The sequence below is a fragment of the Acinetobacter sp. EKM10A genome (genome assembly GCF_011075215.1).
Lineage (GTDB): Bacteria > Pseudomonadota > Gammaproteobacteria > Pseudomonadales > Moraxellaceae > Acinetobacter > Acinetobacter baumannii.
On sequence record NZ_JAALLK010000016.1, the window covers coordinates 42596 to 60407 of the forward strand.

The window sequence follows — 17812 nt, forward strand, 5'->3', positions numbered from 1 at the left end:
ATAGACTTAATTTATCTATAAAAATGAAGTGGTTATTTTTGTATCTTTTTTAGACAAATTCTCACGTTTTTCATCCCACAAAAAAGAAAAATTACATAGCTTGAAATTATCAAATTGATCAATATATATACACATGAAAATCGTGATTTTACTGAATAGATGTATCGTTCCCATCAATTCATTGATCGCCGCTTTCATCGAATTAAATAGTTGATGGAGGATGCATGATGAATGCTTATGTACGCCCTCATCCCGATGGTTTTAAATCTTATTTAGGAAAGGATCAGAAAACCGGCCTCTATACAGTACGGGTTGGTTGGACAGTATATGAAACCAATGCCAATGGTTCAGTTTTGTATATTGTTAAAGAGGAAAGTAAGATTCCACTGGATGTAGAAAAGTTTAAAACTGACCGACCTAAAATCTATGATGCGCTTTTAAATGAAGTGCAATTTCAACGCAGAAAACAATTGGCTATTGATCTTCAAAAGTCCAATATTCCCTCTTATGATCGTAAAGCCTACAAAAAGCGCCGCGGCTTTACAGGTTCTTAATTTAATCCACCCATAGTCAAGTCATACAGAAAAAGCACCCGTGGGTGCTTCTTCTTTATCGACCAGTTGCAATTAATACAAACAAACTCAGTATTAAAGTGCTTAATGATCGTTTGCAGTGTACGTGGACTTCATGCTCAGCTCCGTGAGCGTACTGTTCAATGTTTTCCATTACGTGTGCCCTTAAAGTTCACACTAATAATTTGCCTAATTTTCATACATTAAAAAATTAGCCAAAAGTATTATATCCAAACAAATTTTATTTTTTGTTTTTAGGTATCTCTTCTTAAGGTTTTACTGTCTTTTTAGAATTTAGCTAACAAAATACCTGTAACATTCTTATACGAGGTTAATCTCGTATTGAGCATTTGTAGATCTTTCATTTCAAAGTGCCCGATAGGAAAAATGATTTTATAAAATGAAAAAAGATAACAATATTCGTTTTTTTAATAATAGCCTTTCAAAAGGAGAATATTAAAATGAATAGCTCACAAGAACCAAATCAATCTCTGTTTAATCAAGCATCCACCTCTATTCAAGCCTGCATTGAATGTATGTTTGCTTGTAAACATTGTGCCTCTGCATGTTTACAAGAAGAGCATGTGCATATGATGCGTGAGTGCATCAAACACTGCTTAACCTGTGTAGAAACCTGTCAGTTATGCACATCTTTAGAACTAAGACATTCCGAACTTGCTGAACAAGCCATGCAGTTATGTGCTAATGCATGTCAACTATGTGCAGCTGAGTGTAGTAAACACGAACATGAGCATTGCCAGGTTTGTGCAAAAGCATGTTTAGCATGTGCTCAAGCTTGTCAGGCATATCGTGCTTAATTTTTAGACGTGCTTAGAAACCTACGGCCTATTACGTTCGTAGGTTTTTAAACTTTATAGAATAAAGGATTAAATTTTTAGATCAGATGAGTCATTACTTTTTTAGGCATAAAAAAAACCCGCATCTTGGGGAAAATGCAGGCTCTTAGATCTCCCACAACGACCATGAGTTCATTATTAAGCTTGAACTTTAAACCGTTAACTAAATGTACCCTTAATAAAAATAAATTGCAATACAGAATATTCTGTATATTTTAAATATTTTATTATTTTTACATTACTTTTTCTTAAATAGTTTAAAAACATAAGTTATCCCACACTTAGAAATAACTTTTCATAGGCATTAAAAAAGCCCGTTTCACGGGCTTTTCTGCAACGTTGAGCACTCAAAAAATGTGTCTATCCATTTTTATTTGCTCTTTGCTAGCTGTTTATAAGGTCTTATCGTATCTTTTGCCCTGTCCCAAGTTTCCCTGTGGATCGAGGAGATATTACGATTACCTTAAGTACATTTATAGCACATTATTTATTCATGGCTAGTGCTGTTCACGTTTTTTTACAAATAGATAAAATACTTCAAACCTTCATATTTCAAGGGTTTTCGACGCCATTTGGATACTGGTGAGCCGTATCACAAATTGGATACCACTTCACTTGTGAATTGACAAAAGCATGAGAGATGACTGGCGTCGATATTTCTTCATTAATGAGCCCTACCCTTAAACGCACCACATCAGGTTTATCTAAACGTTCACTCCAGACAGGTGAACCGCAGGTTTTACAGAACACTCTCTTTTTATTAAGCGATGCAAAATACGCTTGCAAAAGATTTTCACCCTGTACAATCTCTAAATCGCTTTTTTGTACTTGAGTGATGGCCGCAAAAGCAGCCCCTTGTGCTTTTTGGCATTGCTTACAGTGACAAACCATGATGGGTTCTAATTCGGCATTAATACGAAGTTGAACACCATTACAAAGACAAGAAGCTGAATAAGCCATGATTTTTCCTTTTTATTTTTATAAGGTTTAACTTACGCCTACACCTTTTTCAATGTGGTCTAAAATCGCACACGAAGCCTGCTGGTCACCACAGCAATCATCAGCTGAAGCCTGCAAAATATTAACCATTTCCTGTAAATGAGCAATTTTTTGCTTTAATTCGGCAATGTGTTTTACGGTTAAAGCTTTCACCTCTGCACTATGCCGATCGGTATTTTTCCAAAGCGAAATAAGCTCTTTCATCTGTTCAGATGAAAAACCTAACTCTCGAGCATGCTTTAAAAAGTTTAAAGTTTTAAGGTCTGTTTCTGAATAAATACGATAGCCAGAAGCAGAACGCTGAGCTGCTTCAAGTAAACCGATTTCTTCATAGTAGCGAATCATTTTCGCTGAAATACCCGAATGTTTGGATGCCTGACCGATATTCATCTCACACCTCAAATATTAAATTTGGTTTAAGACCTGCTGTCATGATCTTAAACCAAAAGTTGATTTTCAGCACGCTTACTGTACTGGCGCATGAAAGCGTTTTAAGCGTAACGCATTGCCTAAAACAAAGACCGAAGAAAGTGCCATCGCGCCTGCTGCAAACATCGGTGAAAGTAATACACCAAATGCTGGATATAGCGCACCTGCTGCAATTGGAATTAGGGCTACGTTATATACAAATGCCCAGAACAGGTTTTGACGTATATTTCGCATGGTGGCTTTACTTAGTGCAATTGCATTCGGTACGCCTTTTAAACTACCTGACATCAGCACCACATCGGCAGCTTCAATGGCAACATCTGTTCCTGTACCAATGGCTAAACCGACATCTGCTTGCGCCAAGGCTGGTGCATCGTTAATGCCATCACCAACAAAAGCCAAATGACCATACTGTTCTTGCAGTTGGCGAACTGTATCCACTTTGCCTTCGGGTAAAACCTCTGCCACAACTTCATCAATGTTCAGCTTTTTGGCAATTGCTTGCGCCGTATGACGGTTGTCTCCTGTAATCATGGCCACTTTGAGACCTAATTTATGTAAGGCTTCAATCGCAGCATAGGTTGTTTCTTTAATTGGATCTGCCACGGCAATAATTGCTGCAAGTTGCTGGTCAATGGCAACATAGAGTGGTGTTTTGCCTTCTTCACCTAACTGAGCAGCAATCGCTTGGAATGAGTTGGTATCTAAACCAAGTTGGTGCATATAACGGTCTGCGCCAATTTGTACTTTTTGGCCTGAAACTTCTGCTTCAATACCTGAACCCGTAATCGAGTTAAATGCTGTTACGGGTAATAAAGTTAACCCCTCCGTCTCTGCTGCTTGAACAATCGCAAGAGCAATTGGATGTTCAGACTTGGCTTCGACTGAGGCAACTAAAGTCAGCACTTGGTTACGTTCAAAGCCAGATTGCACATTAAAGTCTGTCAGTGTCGGTTTACCTTCGGTGAGTGTACCCGTTTTATCAACGGCAACGACCTGTGCTTCTTGTAAAAGCTGCAAAGCTTCACCTTTACGGAACAAGACACCTAGCTCAGCACCACGTCCAGTACCGACCATAATAGAAGTTGGTGTTGCAAGCCCCATCGCACAAGGACAAGCAATAATTAGTACCGCAACAGCATTCACCAAGCCAAAAGTTAGCGCAGGCTCTGGTCCCCAAATAAACCAAACCAAGAAAGTAATTGCAGCAATTAGCATGACAGCCGGCACAAACCACATAGTGACTTTATCGACTAAGCCCTGAATCGGAAGTTTAGAACCTTGGGCTTGCTCAACCATGCGAATAATTTGTGAAAGTACAGACGAAGAACCAACAGCGGTTGCCCGAATGTTTAGAGTACCGTTTTGATTAACTGTACCCCCAACTACTTGTTGCCCTATTATTTTTTCAACAGGAACAGGCTCACCCGTAATCATAGATTCATCAATATAGCTGTGCCCTTCAACCACCTCACCATCGACTGGCACACGCTCACCCGGACGAATTTCTACAATAGTCCCACTGACCACTTCAGCAACAGCAACTTCCACTATTTGCCCATTACGCTGAATACGAGCTGTTTTGGGTTGCATTCCCACTAAATGTTGAATCGCTTGCGAAGTACGCCCTTTAGCTTTGGCTTCAAAATAACGTCCGAGTAAAATTAAACTGACAATTACAGCAGCCGCTTCAAAGTAAACATTGACCGTGCCTTGTGGTAAAACCTGCGGCATAAAGGTTGCCACGACTGAGAAACTGTAGGCAGCTAAAGTTCCAACAGCGACCAGCGAGTTCATATCTGGCGCCAAACGCCATAAGGCTGGAATCCCTTTTTGGTAAAAACGGCGACCAGGAAAAACGAGTACTAATGTGGTCAAAACAAACTGTAAAAGCCAGCTATTGTATTGACCAATGGTGTGCATGACCCACATGTGAAAAGCTGGAATGAGATGTGAACCCATTTCCAAAATAAACACAGGTAAGGCTAACACAATCGAAATGATCAGATCTTTTTTAAGCTGGTCTAACTCTGACGCTTTTTTATCGAGTTGCTCATCTTGATTTTTTTCAGATGCTTTCGCGTCATAACCTGCTTTTTTAACAGCACGAATTAAGTCTTCAACATTGACTGATGGATCTGCCTGTACCCAAGCCTGCTCTGTTGCTAGGTTGACCGTAGCGTTTTGAACGCCCTCTACTTTTTTAAGGGCTTTTTCTACACGTGCAACACAAGATGCACAGGTCATACCCTCAATAGACAACTCCACTGGTGCAGCTTTTGGAACATCATAACCCGCACGTTCAACTGCTTTAACCAGTGCTTCGCGCTGAATCGGTTGATTTGAATAAACAACGGCTTTTTCTGTTGCCAAATTAACGTTGGCAATCTCTACATTTTCAACTTTCTTAAGTGCTTTTTCGACACGTCCTACACAGGAGGCACAAGTCATGCCCTCAATTGAGAGTGTTTCACTATATGCTGGCAATTTTGTGGTTTTTGAGTCCATCAAACACCTCTGCAAATCTGCAAAATTTAATATTCTGTATTGAGCATACAGATTCCCATCATGGGAAGGTCAAGCATATTTTTTTAAAAATTTGGTCTTGACCTTACAATCATGACAAGGTTTAGACTCAGTGTTATCCAAACAAACATCTCATTCTTGATGGAGTATGAATATGAAACTACTTATTGAAAATATGACTTGTGGTGGCTGCGCACGTGGTGTGACTGCAACGATTCAAGATGTCGATCCAAATGCAAAAGTAGATGTAGACTTAGCGACCAAAATCGTGACTGTTGAAAGCAGTGAAAGTGTCGATAAAATTACCGAAGCACTTGAAGAAGATGGTTTCCCAGCGAAAGTGCAATAGTCGATAAGGCCTAACGTTTAAAGTTAGGCCTTTATTTTTGAGCTTGTTGATATTGATTCAAATCTGAAATTTTTTAATTCGATAATCCAGTGCCGCCCGAGTTATTCCCAATAAACGTGCTGCTTCAGACACGTTATGATTAGCTTTTTTTAGGGCTGTTAAAATTAACAGTCTCTCGTGTTCTTCTAAATTAAACTCTGGCTGTAATAATTGTCCAAAGTCAGTTTCTATAGTTATCGCCTGCTCTGGGTCATGCTTGATCTGTGGAAAAATGGCATTTAACTTAATCAGCTGCTGATCATCCGTTAATAAAACCGCCCTTTCTAATAAGTTTTCTAACTCACGAATATTTCCCGGCCATTCATATTGCTGCATAAAAACTTTGGTCTTTTCACTTACACCTTGAATGGTTTTGCCGTACATTTTTTCAAAGCGACGAAGAAAATGTTCAACCAGTAAAGGAATGTCTTCACGGCGCTCTCGCAAAGGCGGAATCTGCACTGGGAAAATATTTAAGCGATAATATAAATCTGCCCGAAATCGCCCTGTTTTTACAGCCTGCTCAAGATCTTCATTGGTTGCTGTAATTACACGGACATCTAAAATACGTGTCTGTGAATCTCCTACTCGCTCAAATTCACCTTCCTGCAAAATGCGTAATAGTGCTGCTTGTGCACGAGGAGAAAGCTCAATCACTTCATCTAAAAAAATCGTACCGCCATTGGCTCGTTCAAACTTACCCAAGCGAGACTGATGTGCTCCTGTATAGGCACCTTTTTCTACCCCGAATAATTCAGACTCAATTAACTCTAGTGGAATCGCTGCACAGTTTACCGCAATAAAAGGTTGGTCTTTTCTTTGGCTATTTTCATGAACTCCTCGTGCAAAAGCTTCTTTACCAACCCCTGTTTCGCCTTGTAGCAAAATAGAAACTTTCGAACCTGCTGCTTTTGTTAATAATGCACAGACCTGTTTATAAGATGCTGACTTACCCACAGAACTAAATAATTGGTAATCAGCTTCGCTATCGCTATAAATTGATCTTTTAAGCTCAAAAAGTTCAGCCTGCAACGCAATGAGTTCTTTTTCCATGGGTTCGGGAGACATGAACTGAATTAGCTCATCTGCATTTTCCCACTCTTCTAAAGGCTTACCGATAATACGGCAATGCTCGTGGCCACAGGCCTTACACTCTATTTCTTGATAAATAATAGTCATGCCCGTCGCAAAACTGCTATATCCGCATGCATAGCCAAGTAACATCCAACATGAAGGTTTATCACTTAGGCCAAAATGCTCTAAATGCACATCGGCTTCAAAAGAGTTAAGCCAATTTAAATCGGCATAAAATTGTTTTTTATCATGGCTTAAATTGAGCTGGTTGGCCTGTACTTGCACCATTCCACGAATCGCATGCATTTGTGGACCCGCCATAAAAGCATCGTGTTCATTTAAATCGGGACGCATTTTTGTTGTAACTTCTGCATCTTTTAACCCAGCTTGATACCCTAAACGAATAAAGAAATGCTTAGTCCGCTCAAGCCCAATCATGTGCGCTAAATCTTTACGCAAATATCCCATAATGCTGGTGTGTAAAAGCAGCATCCGATATTCATCAAACCAGATTTGGCCGTGGGCAGTATCAAAGTGCAGTTTAGACAGCAAATCGTGAATTTCTTGCGGATGATCTGCGTATCGTCCCGTTGTATCGTATTTTACTCGAGCCATGAGTGATCTGTTTTAATCCATTAAACACATTTGGGTGTTATCTCATCTTATCGAAGAACCAGATATATGTCCTAGTACCTTAAAGACATAACTTCATACTAAAAAAGTATTTCTAAATCTCTCCATTTAAAGCCTCAAAAAATCTAAAAAGAAATTTTTACGGCTCTCTTCATCAAATCATGAATATATCTATTTCACCATTCAAAAAAATTCATGAAATGGTGAATTTAAAAAATTCCTCATTTTCCATAAAAAACTTAATCATCTGTTTTTAATAACAAAAATAAAGTTGGCATAGCTTTTGTAAAGCTAGTAGCGAGAGCAAGGAGCATTCATCAATTTCAAGACCATGTCTTGATGGAGTACAGCATGACGCAACCTCAAGTCGAAGCATTAACCAAATATATTCGGATCACTGGCGACTTAAACGCAGAGTTTATCGAATTCGATTTTGCCATTCACGACCCAAGTCTATTTGTGGAACTGGTTTTGCCTAAACATGCATTTAATGATTTTTGTAAAACCAATCAAGTGGTTGAAATGACCCAAGAGCAGCAAGCTTTTAATGATGCTCAGGAAGAAAAATGGCGCTATGGCACTGAAGCAACCTTAGTCGGCACGCAACGTAATAGCAACGATCACGATGATCAGATGTAAAAATATAAGGAGATAAAGCCATGACTTTAGAAATCAAAACGTCAAATGTCGAACCTATCCGCCAGAACTATGCCTATATCGAAAGACGATTTGGCAGTAAGCCAGCAACTCGATATCAAGAAGTGAGTTTTGATGTACAGGCAGAAGCTAACTTTCACTATCGCCCACTGTGGAAACCTGAAAAGACTTTAAATGATAAAACCCATACTGTCCTGCAAATGCAAGATTGGTATGCATTCAAAGATCCACGTCAATTCTATTATGGAACTTATGTTCAGCACCGTGCGCGTTTGCAAGATACTGCCGAAAGTAATTTTGCTTTTTTTGAAAAACGTCAGCTTGCAGAGCATTTGTCTGATGAAGTCAAAGCCAAGGTCATTGAGTGCCTATTGCCATTTCGCCACGTTGAACAAACGGCAAACTTACACATGATGTCTGGAAGTGCCTATGGTTATGGCACTGTGCTTACTCAAGCCTGTATTTATGCCGCAATGGATCATTTAGGGATAGCGCAGTACATCTCACGTATTGGTCTAGCTTTAGATGGTAATAGCGGTGATTCATTACAACAGGCAAAACAGGCTTGGATGCAACATCCTGCATGGCAAGGCTTACGCCGTTTGTGTGAAGAAAGTCTCACCGAGCAAGACTACTTCAAACTTTTCTTATTACAGAACCTTGTGATGGATGGCTTTGTGACAGAACTGGTCTATCAACAATTTGATAAGTGGTTAGAGAGTCAAAATGCTCGTGATTTAGCCATGTTGACTGAGTTTATGAAAGACACTTTAGGTGATTTACGTAAGTGGTCAGACACCGTCATTAAAACTGCCGCAGCAGAGTCAGATCATAACAAACAGCTATTAAATGAATGGTTCACTCAGTCTTTGGCTGATGTCAAAGCTGCCTTTACACCATGGGCAACAGCAGCCTTAACAGCAGATGCAGTTGATCAAACAGAACAAGTTGTGATTGATCGTGCAAAAAAACTCGGCCTACAACCACTTACAAATGCTTAAGGAGAAGCAACATGTCTAAAGTCTATCTCGCATTACAAGACAACGATACTTCACGCTACATCATCGAAGCGATTGAAGAAGATAACCCTGAAGCGTCAATTCAGTATTTACCCGCCATGATTCGAATTGAAAGTGAAACTGATTTGGTGATTAAAGCCGAAACCGTATCTGAAAAACTAGGCCAAGATTGGGACATCCAATCATTACAACTCAACATGATTACGCTGGGCGGCAACGTCGAAGAAGATGACGATACTTTCCGCCTTCACTGGAATTAATCACAACATAGACGTTGTTTAACAAAGATTTAAGGATGATCAATCATGACAACTCAAACGAAAGAAACCAGCAAAAAGTTAAATGCTAAAGATCGTTACCGCGCATTAACCCGTGATCTGGACTGGGACTTTTCCTATGCTGACCGTAAAGACGCCTTTCCTTATGAAGAATTTGAAGGCATCAAAATTACGGACTGGTCTAAATGGGAAGATCCATTCCGTTTAACCATGGATGCTTACTGGAAATATCAGGCAGAAAAAGAGAAAAAACTTTATGCCATTTTTGATGCCTTTGCTCAAAATAATGGTCAGATGAATGTCAGCAATGAACGCTACTTAAATGCGATCAAACTCTTTTTAACGGCGGTGACTCCACTTGAATATCAAGCTTATCAAGGCTATGCCCATGTAGGTCGCCAGTTTAGTGGTATTGGAGCACGTATTGCTTCTCAGATGCAGTCGATTGATGAGCTGCGTCATGTACAGACCCAAATTCATGCCATGAGCCATTACAACAAGTTCTTTGATGGTTTTCAGGACTGGGCACATATGCATGACCGCGTTTGGTATTTGTCTGTGCCTAAATCATTTTTTGAAGATGCCCGTTCTGCCGGACCTTTCGAATTTTTATTAGCGATTAGTTTTGCTTTTGAATATGTACTTACCAACTTACTGTTTGTGCCGTTTATGTCAGGTGCAGCTTATAACGGCGATATGGCAACTGTAACCTTTGGCTTTAGTGCGCAGTCAGATGAAGCTCGCCACATGACGCTTGGTCTTGAAATCGTGAAATTCTTGCTCGAACAGCATGAGGACAACGTGCCGATTGTGCAGGAATGGATTGATAAATGGTTCTGGCGTGGAACGCGTTTGCTTTCAATTGTGGGCATGATGATGGATTACATGCTGCCAAATAAAGTGATGTCGTGGAAAGAAGCTTGGGAGGTTTATTTTGAACAGGCAGGCGGCGCGCTATTTAAAGATTTAAGCCGTTATGGCATTCGTATGCCGAAATATAGCGATGTCATTGTGAAAGAAAAAGAGCATGTCTCACATCAGGCATGGTGGATTTTCTATAACTTTGGTCATGCTGCTGGTTTCCATACATGGATTCCAACCGACGAAGAAATGGATTGGCTATCTGCTAAATATCCAGACACTTTCGATAAATACTACCGTCCAAAATGGGAGCTGGCTCGCAAAATGGAAGCCGAAGGTAAACGCTTCTACAGCACAGGTTTACCACAGCTTTGTCAGGTTTGTCAGATTCCAATGACCTTTACCGAAATGGGCGATGACCCGACTCAATTTAGTTATCGCCATAGCATTTACCAAGGCGAACGCTACCACACCTGTTCAGATGGCTGTCATGACATTTTCGAACGCGAGCCTGAAAAATATATACAAGCATGGCTACCTGTAAATCAAATATTGCAAGGTAACTGTGGTGGCGGTGACCTCGAAACTATGCTCCGTGATTATTACCGCATGAATGTCGGTGCCGACAATCTGGATATTGAAGGTTCTCCAGACCAACAGCGCTGGAAAAAATGGAAAGGCAACGCAGCTTAAGCACAAGGAATTGTTCAGGCAGTCATCAAGCTGCCTGATAGGAAATAAGGAGATTGAACATGACTGTTCGCGCGATACACAACAACTATCAATTTGAACCGCTTGATCTGCAAAAAAATTATGGCGATCAATTCTTACTTTACGTGGGTTGGGATCATCACACCCTTTTTTGCTCGGCACATGCCATGCTTGCCTCGCCTCAACAAACTTTTGGACAGTTGATTGAGCAACAAATTACAGGTGGTTTTGCCCAACATCCAGATTTTTCCAAAATTGATTGGTCAAAAGTGCAATACACATTAGATGGTCAAGCAATTAGTCCTGAGAGTACAAAAACTTTGGTAGAGCTTGGTTTTGGGCATAAGTCATTACTTCGTTTCGTTACGCCAGAATTAAATGGCTATAACGACAGTTACGTTTAATTCGGAGGTGTGTCATGAGTTATCAAGTCACCATTGAACCGATCGGAACAACGATTGAAGTAGAAGAAGACCAGACCATTTTAGATGCAGCTTTACGCCAAGGTGTTTGGTTACCCTTTGCCTGTGGTCATGGCACTTGCGGGACATGCAAGGTTCAAGTCACCGATGGTTTTTATGATGTCGGTGAAGCTTCTCCCTTTGCGCTCATGGATATTGAACGTGATGAAAATAAGGTGCTTGCCTGCTGCTGCAAACCACAGTCCGACATGGTCATTGAAGCCGATGTCGATGAAGACCCAGATTTCTTAGGTCATTTGGTTCAAGACTATCAAGCGACCGTCATTGAAATAAAAGACTTATCCCCGACCATTAAGGGTATTCGTCTACAACTAGATCGTTCAATCGAATTCCAAGCTGGCCAATATATCAATGTCCAATTTCCAAACATTGAAGGAACTCGTGCATTTTCAATTGCCAACTCACCAAGTGAAGTCGGCATCGTTGAGCTGCATATTCGTAAAGTTGAAGGCGGTGCAGCAACGACTTATGTGCATGAACAACTTACCACAGGTGATCAGCTCGATATTTCAGGCCCTTATGGTCAATTTTTTGTACGCAAGTCAGATGATCAAAATGCCATTTTCATTGCGGGTGGTTCAGGTCTTTCAAGCCCACAATCGATGATTTTAGATTTGCTTGAGTCTGGAGATAGTCGCACGATTTACCTCTTCCAAGGAGCACGAGACTTGGCAGAGCTATACAACCGAGAATTGTTTGAACAGCTCGTAAAAGACTATCCGAACTTCCGCTATATCCCTGCTCTCAATGCACCAAAACCAGAAGACCAATGGACTGGATTTACCGGATTTGTGCATGAGGCTGTTGCCGATTACTTTGAAAATCGATGTGGTGGACACAAAGCGTATTTGTGTGGCCCACCCATCATGATCGACTCGGCAATTTCAACACTCATGCAAAGTCGCTTATTCGAACGGGACATTCACACTGAACGCTTCTTAAATGCAGCCGATGGTGCTGCCGGACAATCGCGTTCAGCTTTATTCAAACATATTTAAAGATAAACCTTTAAGCACTCGGCTTTTTCAAATGAGCTTTGTATTTGTAATTTAGAAAGCAAATACAAGGCTCAAAAGAGTTCTGCATTCCAAATTTACAGGTTAAACAGACTCAAATTTTTAAAGACCGTTAAGGAATAACGTTTTTTTAGTGACAAGCCAAACAACACAGAATAGGACATTCTATGAATAACAAAATCTCTGCAATCATATGTGGTGTAATCAGCTCCCTTTACCTTCCGTCTGCATTTGCGACAGAAAATGGCTCAGACTCTTTTGCTTTAGGTGCCGAAGGTATGATGGTAGGTGCTCTACCACCTGCTGGCGTCTACTTACTCAGTTATTATCAAAATTACCACGCATCAGAGTTTCAAAATGGTCCCAATCAGTTCCATGTTGATGTCAACGCTGTGGTTCCGCGGTTGGTTTGGATGACCGATCAAAAAATTATGGATGGACAACTCGGTTTTTATGCAGCCCAACCATTGGTTTATCAAAGGCTTAAAATAAATGGAATGGCTGACTCAAACCAAGGTCTCGGAGACTTGATTTTGGGTGGCATGCTCGGCTGGCATCAAGGAAATCATCACTGGATTGCAGCCCTAGAAACTGTGCTCGGGACAGGTGAATATGACACTCCAAGTGCGACACATCCAGTTGAAGCCAATCTCGGGAAAAACTATCACACCATTCGACCAATTATTGCCTATAGTTATGCCAACGCGGCAGGTTTAGATCTATCTACTAAATTGTCTTATAGCTGGAATACGCGTAATGACGCGACCGACTACCAGTCTGGACAATACATTGCGGGTGACTATAGCTTGGGTTATCGCATTAACCCAAAACTCAAAGTTGCAGTTGAAGGCTATGCCTTTAAACAAACCACAGATGACAAAGTAAACGGAAGTGACATTGGGTTTAAAGGACAGGCTTTTGCAATTGGGCCAGGCATTCAATATGCCGATAAGAATTGGTCTATTGAAGCCAAATTTCTAAAAGAAACCGAAGTCGAATATCGCCCCGAAGGCCATACCAGCTGGCTAAAATTAATTTGGGCTTTCTAAAACACATCAACGCATAGCTTCAACCTTGAGGCTATGCACCTCCCTTATTTAAGAGTCGATACCATTTGAATCATCTATCGGGTTCTGGTCGAGTGTAAAAACAGTTCGCTGATAAGGTATCCCTTCTAAATCATAAACCTGATAAATACAATCGAACAATGATTGTAAGTCTTCACTTCGGTCCATTGCCCGTGCAGTAATAAAAATTGGGCTGACCGCGCCGTTATCTAAAATCGGAATATAGTTTAAGTGTGGAAATCGAATGGTATCGGCACTTGCTGGAATAATGCAGATCCCTTCTCCTGCTGCGACTAAGCCCAAAGCCAATTGAATTTCTCGTATCTCATGCATATTTTTGGGAACCAAACTATGTTCGGCAAAAATATTCAAAAGCTGGGTTGAGAAGTTCGGTTTCGGTGAAGTGGGATACATAAACATCTTTTCATCAATCAAATCGGCCAGATATACCCCTTCTGTGCGCTGTGCAATTGGATGACTGGTATGCGCGGCAACGACCAAACGCTCTTTGCGTAAAAGAATTCGTCTCACAGCGGGATCACTAATTCTTAAACGTCCAAACCCGACATCAATACGTCCTTCTTTTAAGGCCTGTAACTGTTCGGTTGTACTTAATTCCATGAGCTGAATATTCAGATGCGGCTGCTGCTGACGAAATAAATAAATGATTCGAGGCAGCAATCCATAAAGTAAAGACCCGACAAAACCAATGGTCATGCTTCTCTCGATGAGACCAATACGCTTGGTCATACTTTTTATTTCTTCAGCATTCGACAAAAGTTTAACAGCGTGCTGATAAAAGAAATGCCCTGCTGGTGTGGTCTGTAAAGGGCGGCTTCCTCGCTCAAAGAGTTGAATTCCAAGCTCACTTTCCAAATTTTGGATTTGCCGACTCAAAGGCGGTTGAGCAATAAATAATTTTTCGGCTGCCTTGGTGAAGCTCTGTTCTTCTACAACAGCCACAAAATACCGTAAATGTCTTAGTTCCATCAGGTTTCCATACCTTTAAGATATATTAAAATGCAAATTCAGTCTTAGACACAGTTTAACCATTCTTTTAAGGTATATACAAGCAATAACCCGATGAAGTTATAGATCACTTGTATAGCACCGATTGAAATCATACTGGCCAACATTCGATCTATCTTTATCCATTCGCGGTTAAACACCCGACGCGTTTATACGCTTCATTGACATATTAGGATATCAAGACCTTTTAAATCGTAGCGAAGGTCTTGATGACTTCCACCCTTTGGAAAGTCGGAGAACGGACATGCCACGTATTCCTGTAATCAATACTAGCCATCTTGACCGTATTGATGAATTACTTGTAGACAATATCGATACAGGTGAATTTAAACTTCACCGCTCAGTTTTTACTGATGAAGCCTTATTTGACCTCGAAATGAAATACATCTTCGAAGGTAACTGGGTTTACTTGGCACACGAAAGCCAAATTCCAAATAATAATGACTACTACACGACTTATATTGGTCGTCAGCCGATTATCATTGCCCGTAACCGTAACGGTGAACTTAATGCCATGATCAATGCATGTTCACACCGCGGAGCACAACTTTGCCGTTACAAGCGTGGTAACAAAGCAACGTATACTTGCCCTTTCCACGGCTGGACTTTTAATAACTCAGGTAAATTGCTCAAAGTAAAAGACCCAACTGACGCAGGTTACTCTGACTGCTTTAACCAAGACGGCTCACACGACCTTAAAAAGGTAGCTCGTTTTGAGAGCTATAAAGGCTTCTTATTTGGTAGCTTAAATCCCGATGTTCCTTCGCTTGAAGAATTTTTGGGTGAAACCACCAAAATCATCGATATGATTGTTGACCAGTCTGAACATGGTTTGGAAGTTTTACGTGGTTCATCTACCTATACCTACGAAGGCAACTGGAAACTCACTGCTGAAAATGGCGCCGATGGTTATCACGTTTCTGCTGTTCACTGGAATTACGCAGCAACAACTCAACACCGTAAAGAAACTCAAGCTGCCGATAACATTCGTGCCATGAGTGCAGGTTCTTGGGGTAAACAAGGCGGTGGCTCGTATGGCTTTGAAAATGGCCACATGTTGCTTTGGACACAATGGGCAAACCCAGAAGACCGTCCTAACTTCCCAAAAGCAGACGAATACACCGAAAAATACGGTGAAGCGATGTCGAAATGGATGATTGAGCGTTCACGTAATCTTTGTCTGTACCCAAATGTTTATTTGATGGATCAATTCGGTTCGCAAATTCGTGTACTTCGTCCACTTTCGGTCAATAAAACCGAAGTCACCATTTACTGTATCGCGCCTAAAGGTGAAGCACCTGAAGCTCGTGCACGCCGTATCCGTCAATATGAGGATTTCTTTAATGCTTCAGGCATGGCAACACCAGACGATTTAGAAGAGTTCCGCGCTTGTCAGGCAGGCTACGCAGGTATTGCCCTTGAATGGAATGACATGTGCCGTGGTTCAAAACACTGGATTTATGGACCGGACGATGCAGCAAACGAGATTGGTTTAAAACCCATGTTAAGTGGAATTAAAACTGAAGATGAAGGCCTGTATCTGGCCCAGCATCAATATTGGTTAAAGACCATGAAACACGCGATTGCATCAGAGAAAGAAATTGCTGAACAGGGAGAAACAGCATGAGTACTCAAGACAAAGCAACTTTAGAAAATATTGCTCAGTTTCTTTATCGTGAAGCTCGCTTTTTAGATGATGAACAATGGGATGACTGGCTTGAATGCTATGCGCCAGAAGCTTCTTTCTGGATGCCAGCTTGGGACGACGACGATAGATTAACTGAAGATCCGCAATCTGAAATTTCACTTATTTATTATCCAGACCGTCAAGGTTTAGAAGATCGCGTGTTCCGTATTAAAACCGAGCGCTCATCTGCAACCATGCCGGACACACGCACAAGCCACAATATTGCCAACGTTGAAGTTCTCGAGCGCGACGGAGACAAAGTTACTGTGCGCTTTAACTGGAATACCTTGAGTTTCCGTTACAAGACAAATTACAGCTATTTCGGTATGTCACGTTATGTGATCGATTTTTCAGGTGATCAACCAAAAATCTTGAGCAAGTATGTCGTTTTGAAAAATGACTATATCAATCAAGTCATTGATATCTACCACCTCTAAGACATACCCCCTCAGCTAAACGGACTGTTGGCTGAGGGTAAAAGTTTCAAATATTTTGTAGGATACATGCCATGTCAAACCACAATGTTGCACTTCAATTTGAAGATGGTGTTACACGTTTTATTAACGTAGCTCAAGGCGAAACCCTATCTGACGCAGCCTATCGCCAAAAAATTAATATTCCTTTGGATTGCCGTGATGGTGCATGTGGAACTTGCCGCGCATTTTGCGAATCCGGTAGTTATGACATGCCAGAAGAAACCTATATTGAAGATGCATTAACACCAGAAGAAGCTGAGCAAGGCTATATTCTTGCTTGCCAATGTCGTCCAACTTCAGATGCCGTATTTCAGATTCAAGCCTCATCAGATGTCTGCAAAACAGAAATTCATAGCTTCCAAGGTACATTGGCCCGCGTTGAAAACTTATCAGACTCAACCATCACATTTGATATTCAACTTGATGAAGGACAACCGGATATTCATTTCCTTGCAGGTCAGTATGTGAATGTTGCAATTCCAGAAACTGGCGAAACACGTTCATATTCATTTAGCTCAAAACCGGGCAACCGCTTAACGGGCTTTGTGGTACGTAACGTACCGAATGGCAAAATGAGTGAATTCTTAAGCAAGAATGCCAAAACTGGCGACAAAATGACTTTTACCGGTCCATTCGGTAGCTTCTATTTACGTAATGTAGTGCGTCCAGTGCTTATGCTGGCAGGCGGTACTGGTATTGCCCCATTTATGTCGATGTTACAGGTGCTTGAAGAAAAAGGTTCAGAACAGCCTGTTCGCTTGGTTTTTGGTGTCACCAATGATTTTGATTTGGTTGCTCTAGAAAAACTCAATGAGTTGCAGGCGAAATTTCCATGGTTCGAATATCGAACTGTAGTTGCAAGCCCTGAGAGTAACCATGAACGCAAAGGCTATGTCACTGGTCATATTGAAAGTGAATGGTTAAACGGTGGCGACGTTGATGTTTACCTATGTGGTCCAGTGCCAATGGTAGAGGCGGTACGTAGTTGGTTAGAAACTGAAAATATCAAACCAGCTAATTTCTTGTTTGAAAAATTCTCTGCAAACTAACT

Annotated in this window: 17 protein-coding genes and 1 pseudogene; 13 read left to right on the forward strand and 5 right to left on the reverse strand. The window is 41.0% G+C overall.

Annotated elements, in window-relative coordinates:
• Window positions 1–224 precede the first annotated feature (224 nt).
• Together G9371_RS16205 and G9371_RS16210 are read left to right on the forward strand one after the other, a co-directional pair.
• A complete protein-coding gene (locus G9371_RS16205; RefSeq protein ID WP_000980495.1) occupies window positions 225–554 on the forward strand; it encodes a hypothetical protein in 330 nt (109 codons plus the stop codon).
• Window positions 555–1033: 479 nt separating this feature from the next.
• Window positions 1034–1390, forward strand: a complete 357-nt coding sequence (locus G9371_RS16210) for a four-helix bundle copper-binding protein (protein ID WP_001088962.1) — start codon at window positions 1034–1036, stop codon at window positions 1388–1390.
• Between the two features lie 591 nt (window positions 1391–1981).
• Here the strand turns inward: G9371_RS16210 and G9371_RS16215 are convergent.
• The 3 genes from G9371_RS16215 to G9371_RS16225 form a co-directional block, all read right to left on the reverse strand.
• The gene (locus G9371_RS16215) at window positions 1982–2389 is read right to left on the reverse strand and encodes a GFA family protein (RefSeq protein WP_029424255.1); all 408 of its coding nucleotides are present in this window, start codon (window positions 2387–2389) and stop codon (window positions 1982–1984) included.
• Window positions 2390–2416: 27 nt separating this feature from the next.
• Window positions 2417–2818 carry a Cu(I)-responsive transcriptional regulator gene (gene cueR / locus G9371_RS16220; protein ID WP_001020650.1) on the reverse strand — a complete coding sequence of 134 codons (402 nt, stop codon included), beginning with the start codon at window positions 2816–2818 and terminating at the stop codon, window positions 2417–2419.
• 75 nt (window positions 2819–2893) lie between these two features.
• Entirely contained in the window at window positions 2894–5365 is a 2472-nt protein-coding gene (locus G9371_RS16225; protein WP_029424256.1) for a heavy metal translocating P-type ATPase, read from the reverse strand.
• A 166-nt stretch (window positions 5366–5531) separates the two neighbouring features.
• On the opposite strand from G9371_RS16225, the gene G9371_RS16230 reads away from it, so the two are divergent.
• Window positions 5532–5732, forward strand: coding sequence for a heavy-metal-associated domain-containing protein (locus G9371_RS16230; RefSeq protein WP_001985155.1), 201 nt, complete (start codon window positions 5532–5534; stop codon window positions 5730–5732).
• Window positions 5733–5789: 57 nt separating this feature from the next.
• On the opposite strand, the gene mobR is transcribed toward G9371_RS16230, so the two are convergent.
• A complete protein-coding gene (gene mobR, locus G9371_RS16235; protein WP_029424257.1) occupies window positions 5790–7460 on the reverse strand; it encodes a phenol degradation transcriptional regulator MobR in 1671 nt (556 codons plus the stop codon).
• 369 nt (window positions 7461–7829) lie between these two features.
• Between mobR and G9371_RS16240 the strand changes: the two genes are divergently transcribed.
• The 7 genes from G9371_RS16240 (at window position 7830) to G9371_RS16270 (ending at window position 13551) form a co-directional block, all read left to right on the forward strand.
• Entirely contained in the window at window positions 7830–8117 is a 288-nt protein-coding gene (locus G9371_RS16240) for a phenol hydroxylase subunit (protein WP_000193470.1), read from the forward strand.
• Window positions 8118–8137: 20 nt separating this feature from the next.
• Window positions 8138–9136: an aromatic/alkene monooxygenase hydroxylase subunit beta gene (locus tag G9371_RS16245; RefSeq protein WP_029424258.1), complete on the forward strand. Its 999-nt coding sequence runs from the start codon at window positions 8138–8140 to the stop codon at window positions 9134–9136.
• Window positions 9137–9147: 11 nt separating this feature from the next.
• On the forward strand, window positions 9148–9414 hold the full coding sequence (locus G9371_RS16250) for an MmoB/DmpM family protein (RefSeq protein ID WP_000049448.1): 267 nt from the start codon (window positions 9148–9150) through the stop codon (window positions 9412–9414).
• 45 nt (window positions 9415–9459) lie between these two features.
• Window positions 9460–10986 (forward strand): aromatic/alkene/methane monooxygenase hydroxylase/oxygenase subunit alpha, encoded by a 1527-nt coding sequence (locus tag G9371_RS16255; protein WP_000211830.1) that lies wholly within the window; start codon window positions 9460–9462, stop codon window positions 10984–10986.
• A 59-nt stretch (window positions 10987–11045) separates the two neighbouring features.
• A complete protein-coding gene (locus G9371_RS16260) occupies window positions 11046–11408 on the forward strand; it encodes a phenol hydroxylase subunit P4 (protein ID WP_000218246.1) in 363 nt (120 codons plus the stop codon).
• 14 nt (window positions 11409–11422) lie between these two features.
• The gene (locus G9371_RS16265) at window positions 11423–12484 is read left to right on the forward strand and encodes an NADH:ubiquinone reductase (Na(+)-transporting) subunit F (protein WP_002163292.1); all 1062 of its coding nucleotides are present in this window, start codon (window positions 11423–11425) and stop codon (window positions 12482–12484) included.
• Between the two features lie 185 nt (window positions 12485–12669).
• On the forward strand, window positions 12670–13551 hold the full coding sequence (locus G9371_RS16270) for a transporter (protein ID WP_029424259.1): 882 nt from the start codon (window positions 12670–12672) through the stop codon (window positions 13549–13551).
• A 48-nt stretch (window positions 13552–13599) separates the two neighbouring features.
• Here the strand turns inward: G9371_RS16270 and G9371_RS16275 are convergent, their stop codons facing one another.
• A complete protein-coding gene (locus tag G9371_RS16275; RefSeq protein ID WP_000423281.1) occupies window positions 13600–14559 on the reverse strand; it encodes a LysR family transcriptional regulator in 960 nt (319 codons plus the stop codon).
• 283 nt (window positions 14560–14842) lie between these two features.
• Here G9371_RS16275 and benA point away from each other — a divergent pair, with 283 nt between their 5' ends.
• From benA to benC, 3 genes and pseudogenes are all read left to right on the forward strand, one after another.
• The gene (benA, locus tag G9371_RS16280; RefSeq protein WP_005132748.1) at window positions 14843–16225 is read left to right on the forward strand and encodes a benzoate 1,2-dioxygenase large subunit; all 1383 of its coding nucleotides are present in this window, start codon (window positions 14843–14845) and stop codon (window positions 16223–16225) included.
• A pseudogene (benB, locus tag G9371_RS16285) lies at window positions 16222–16741 on the forward strand (benzoate 1,2-dioxygenase small subunit). The gene benA and the pseudogene benB overlap by 4 nt, the downstream one beginning before the upstream one ends.
• Window positions 16742–16793: 52 nt before the next feature.
• A complete protein-coding gene (gene benC / locus G9371_RS16290) occupies window positions 16794–17810 on the forward strand; it encodes a benzoate 1,2-dioxygenase electron transfer component BenC (protein WP_029424260.1) in 1017 nt (338 codons plus the stop codon).
• Window positions 17811–17812 lie beyond the last annotated feature (2 nt).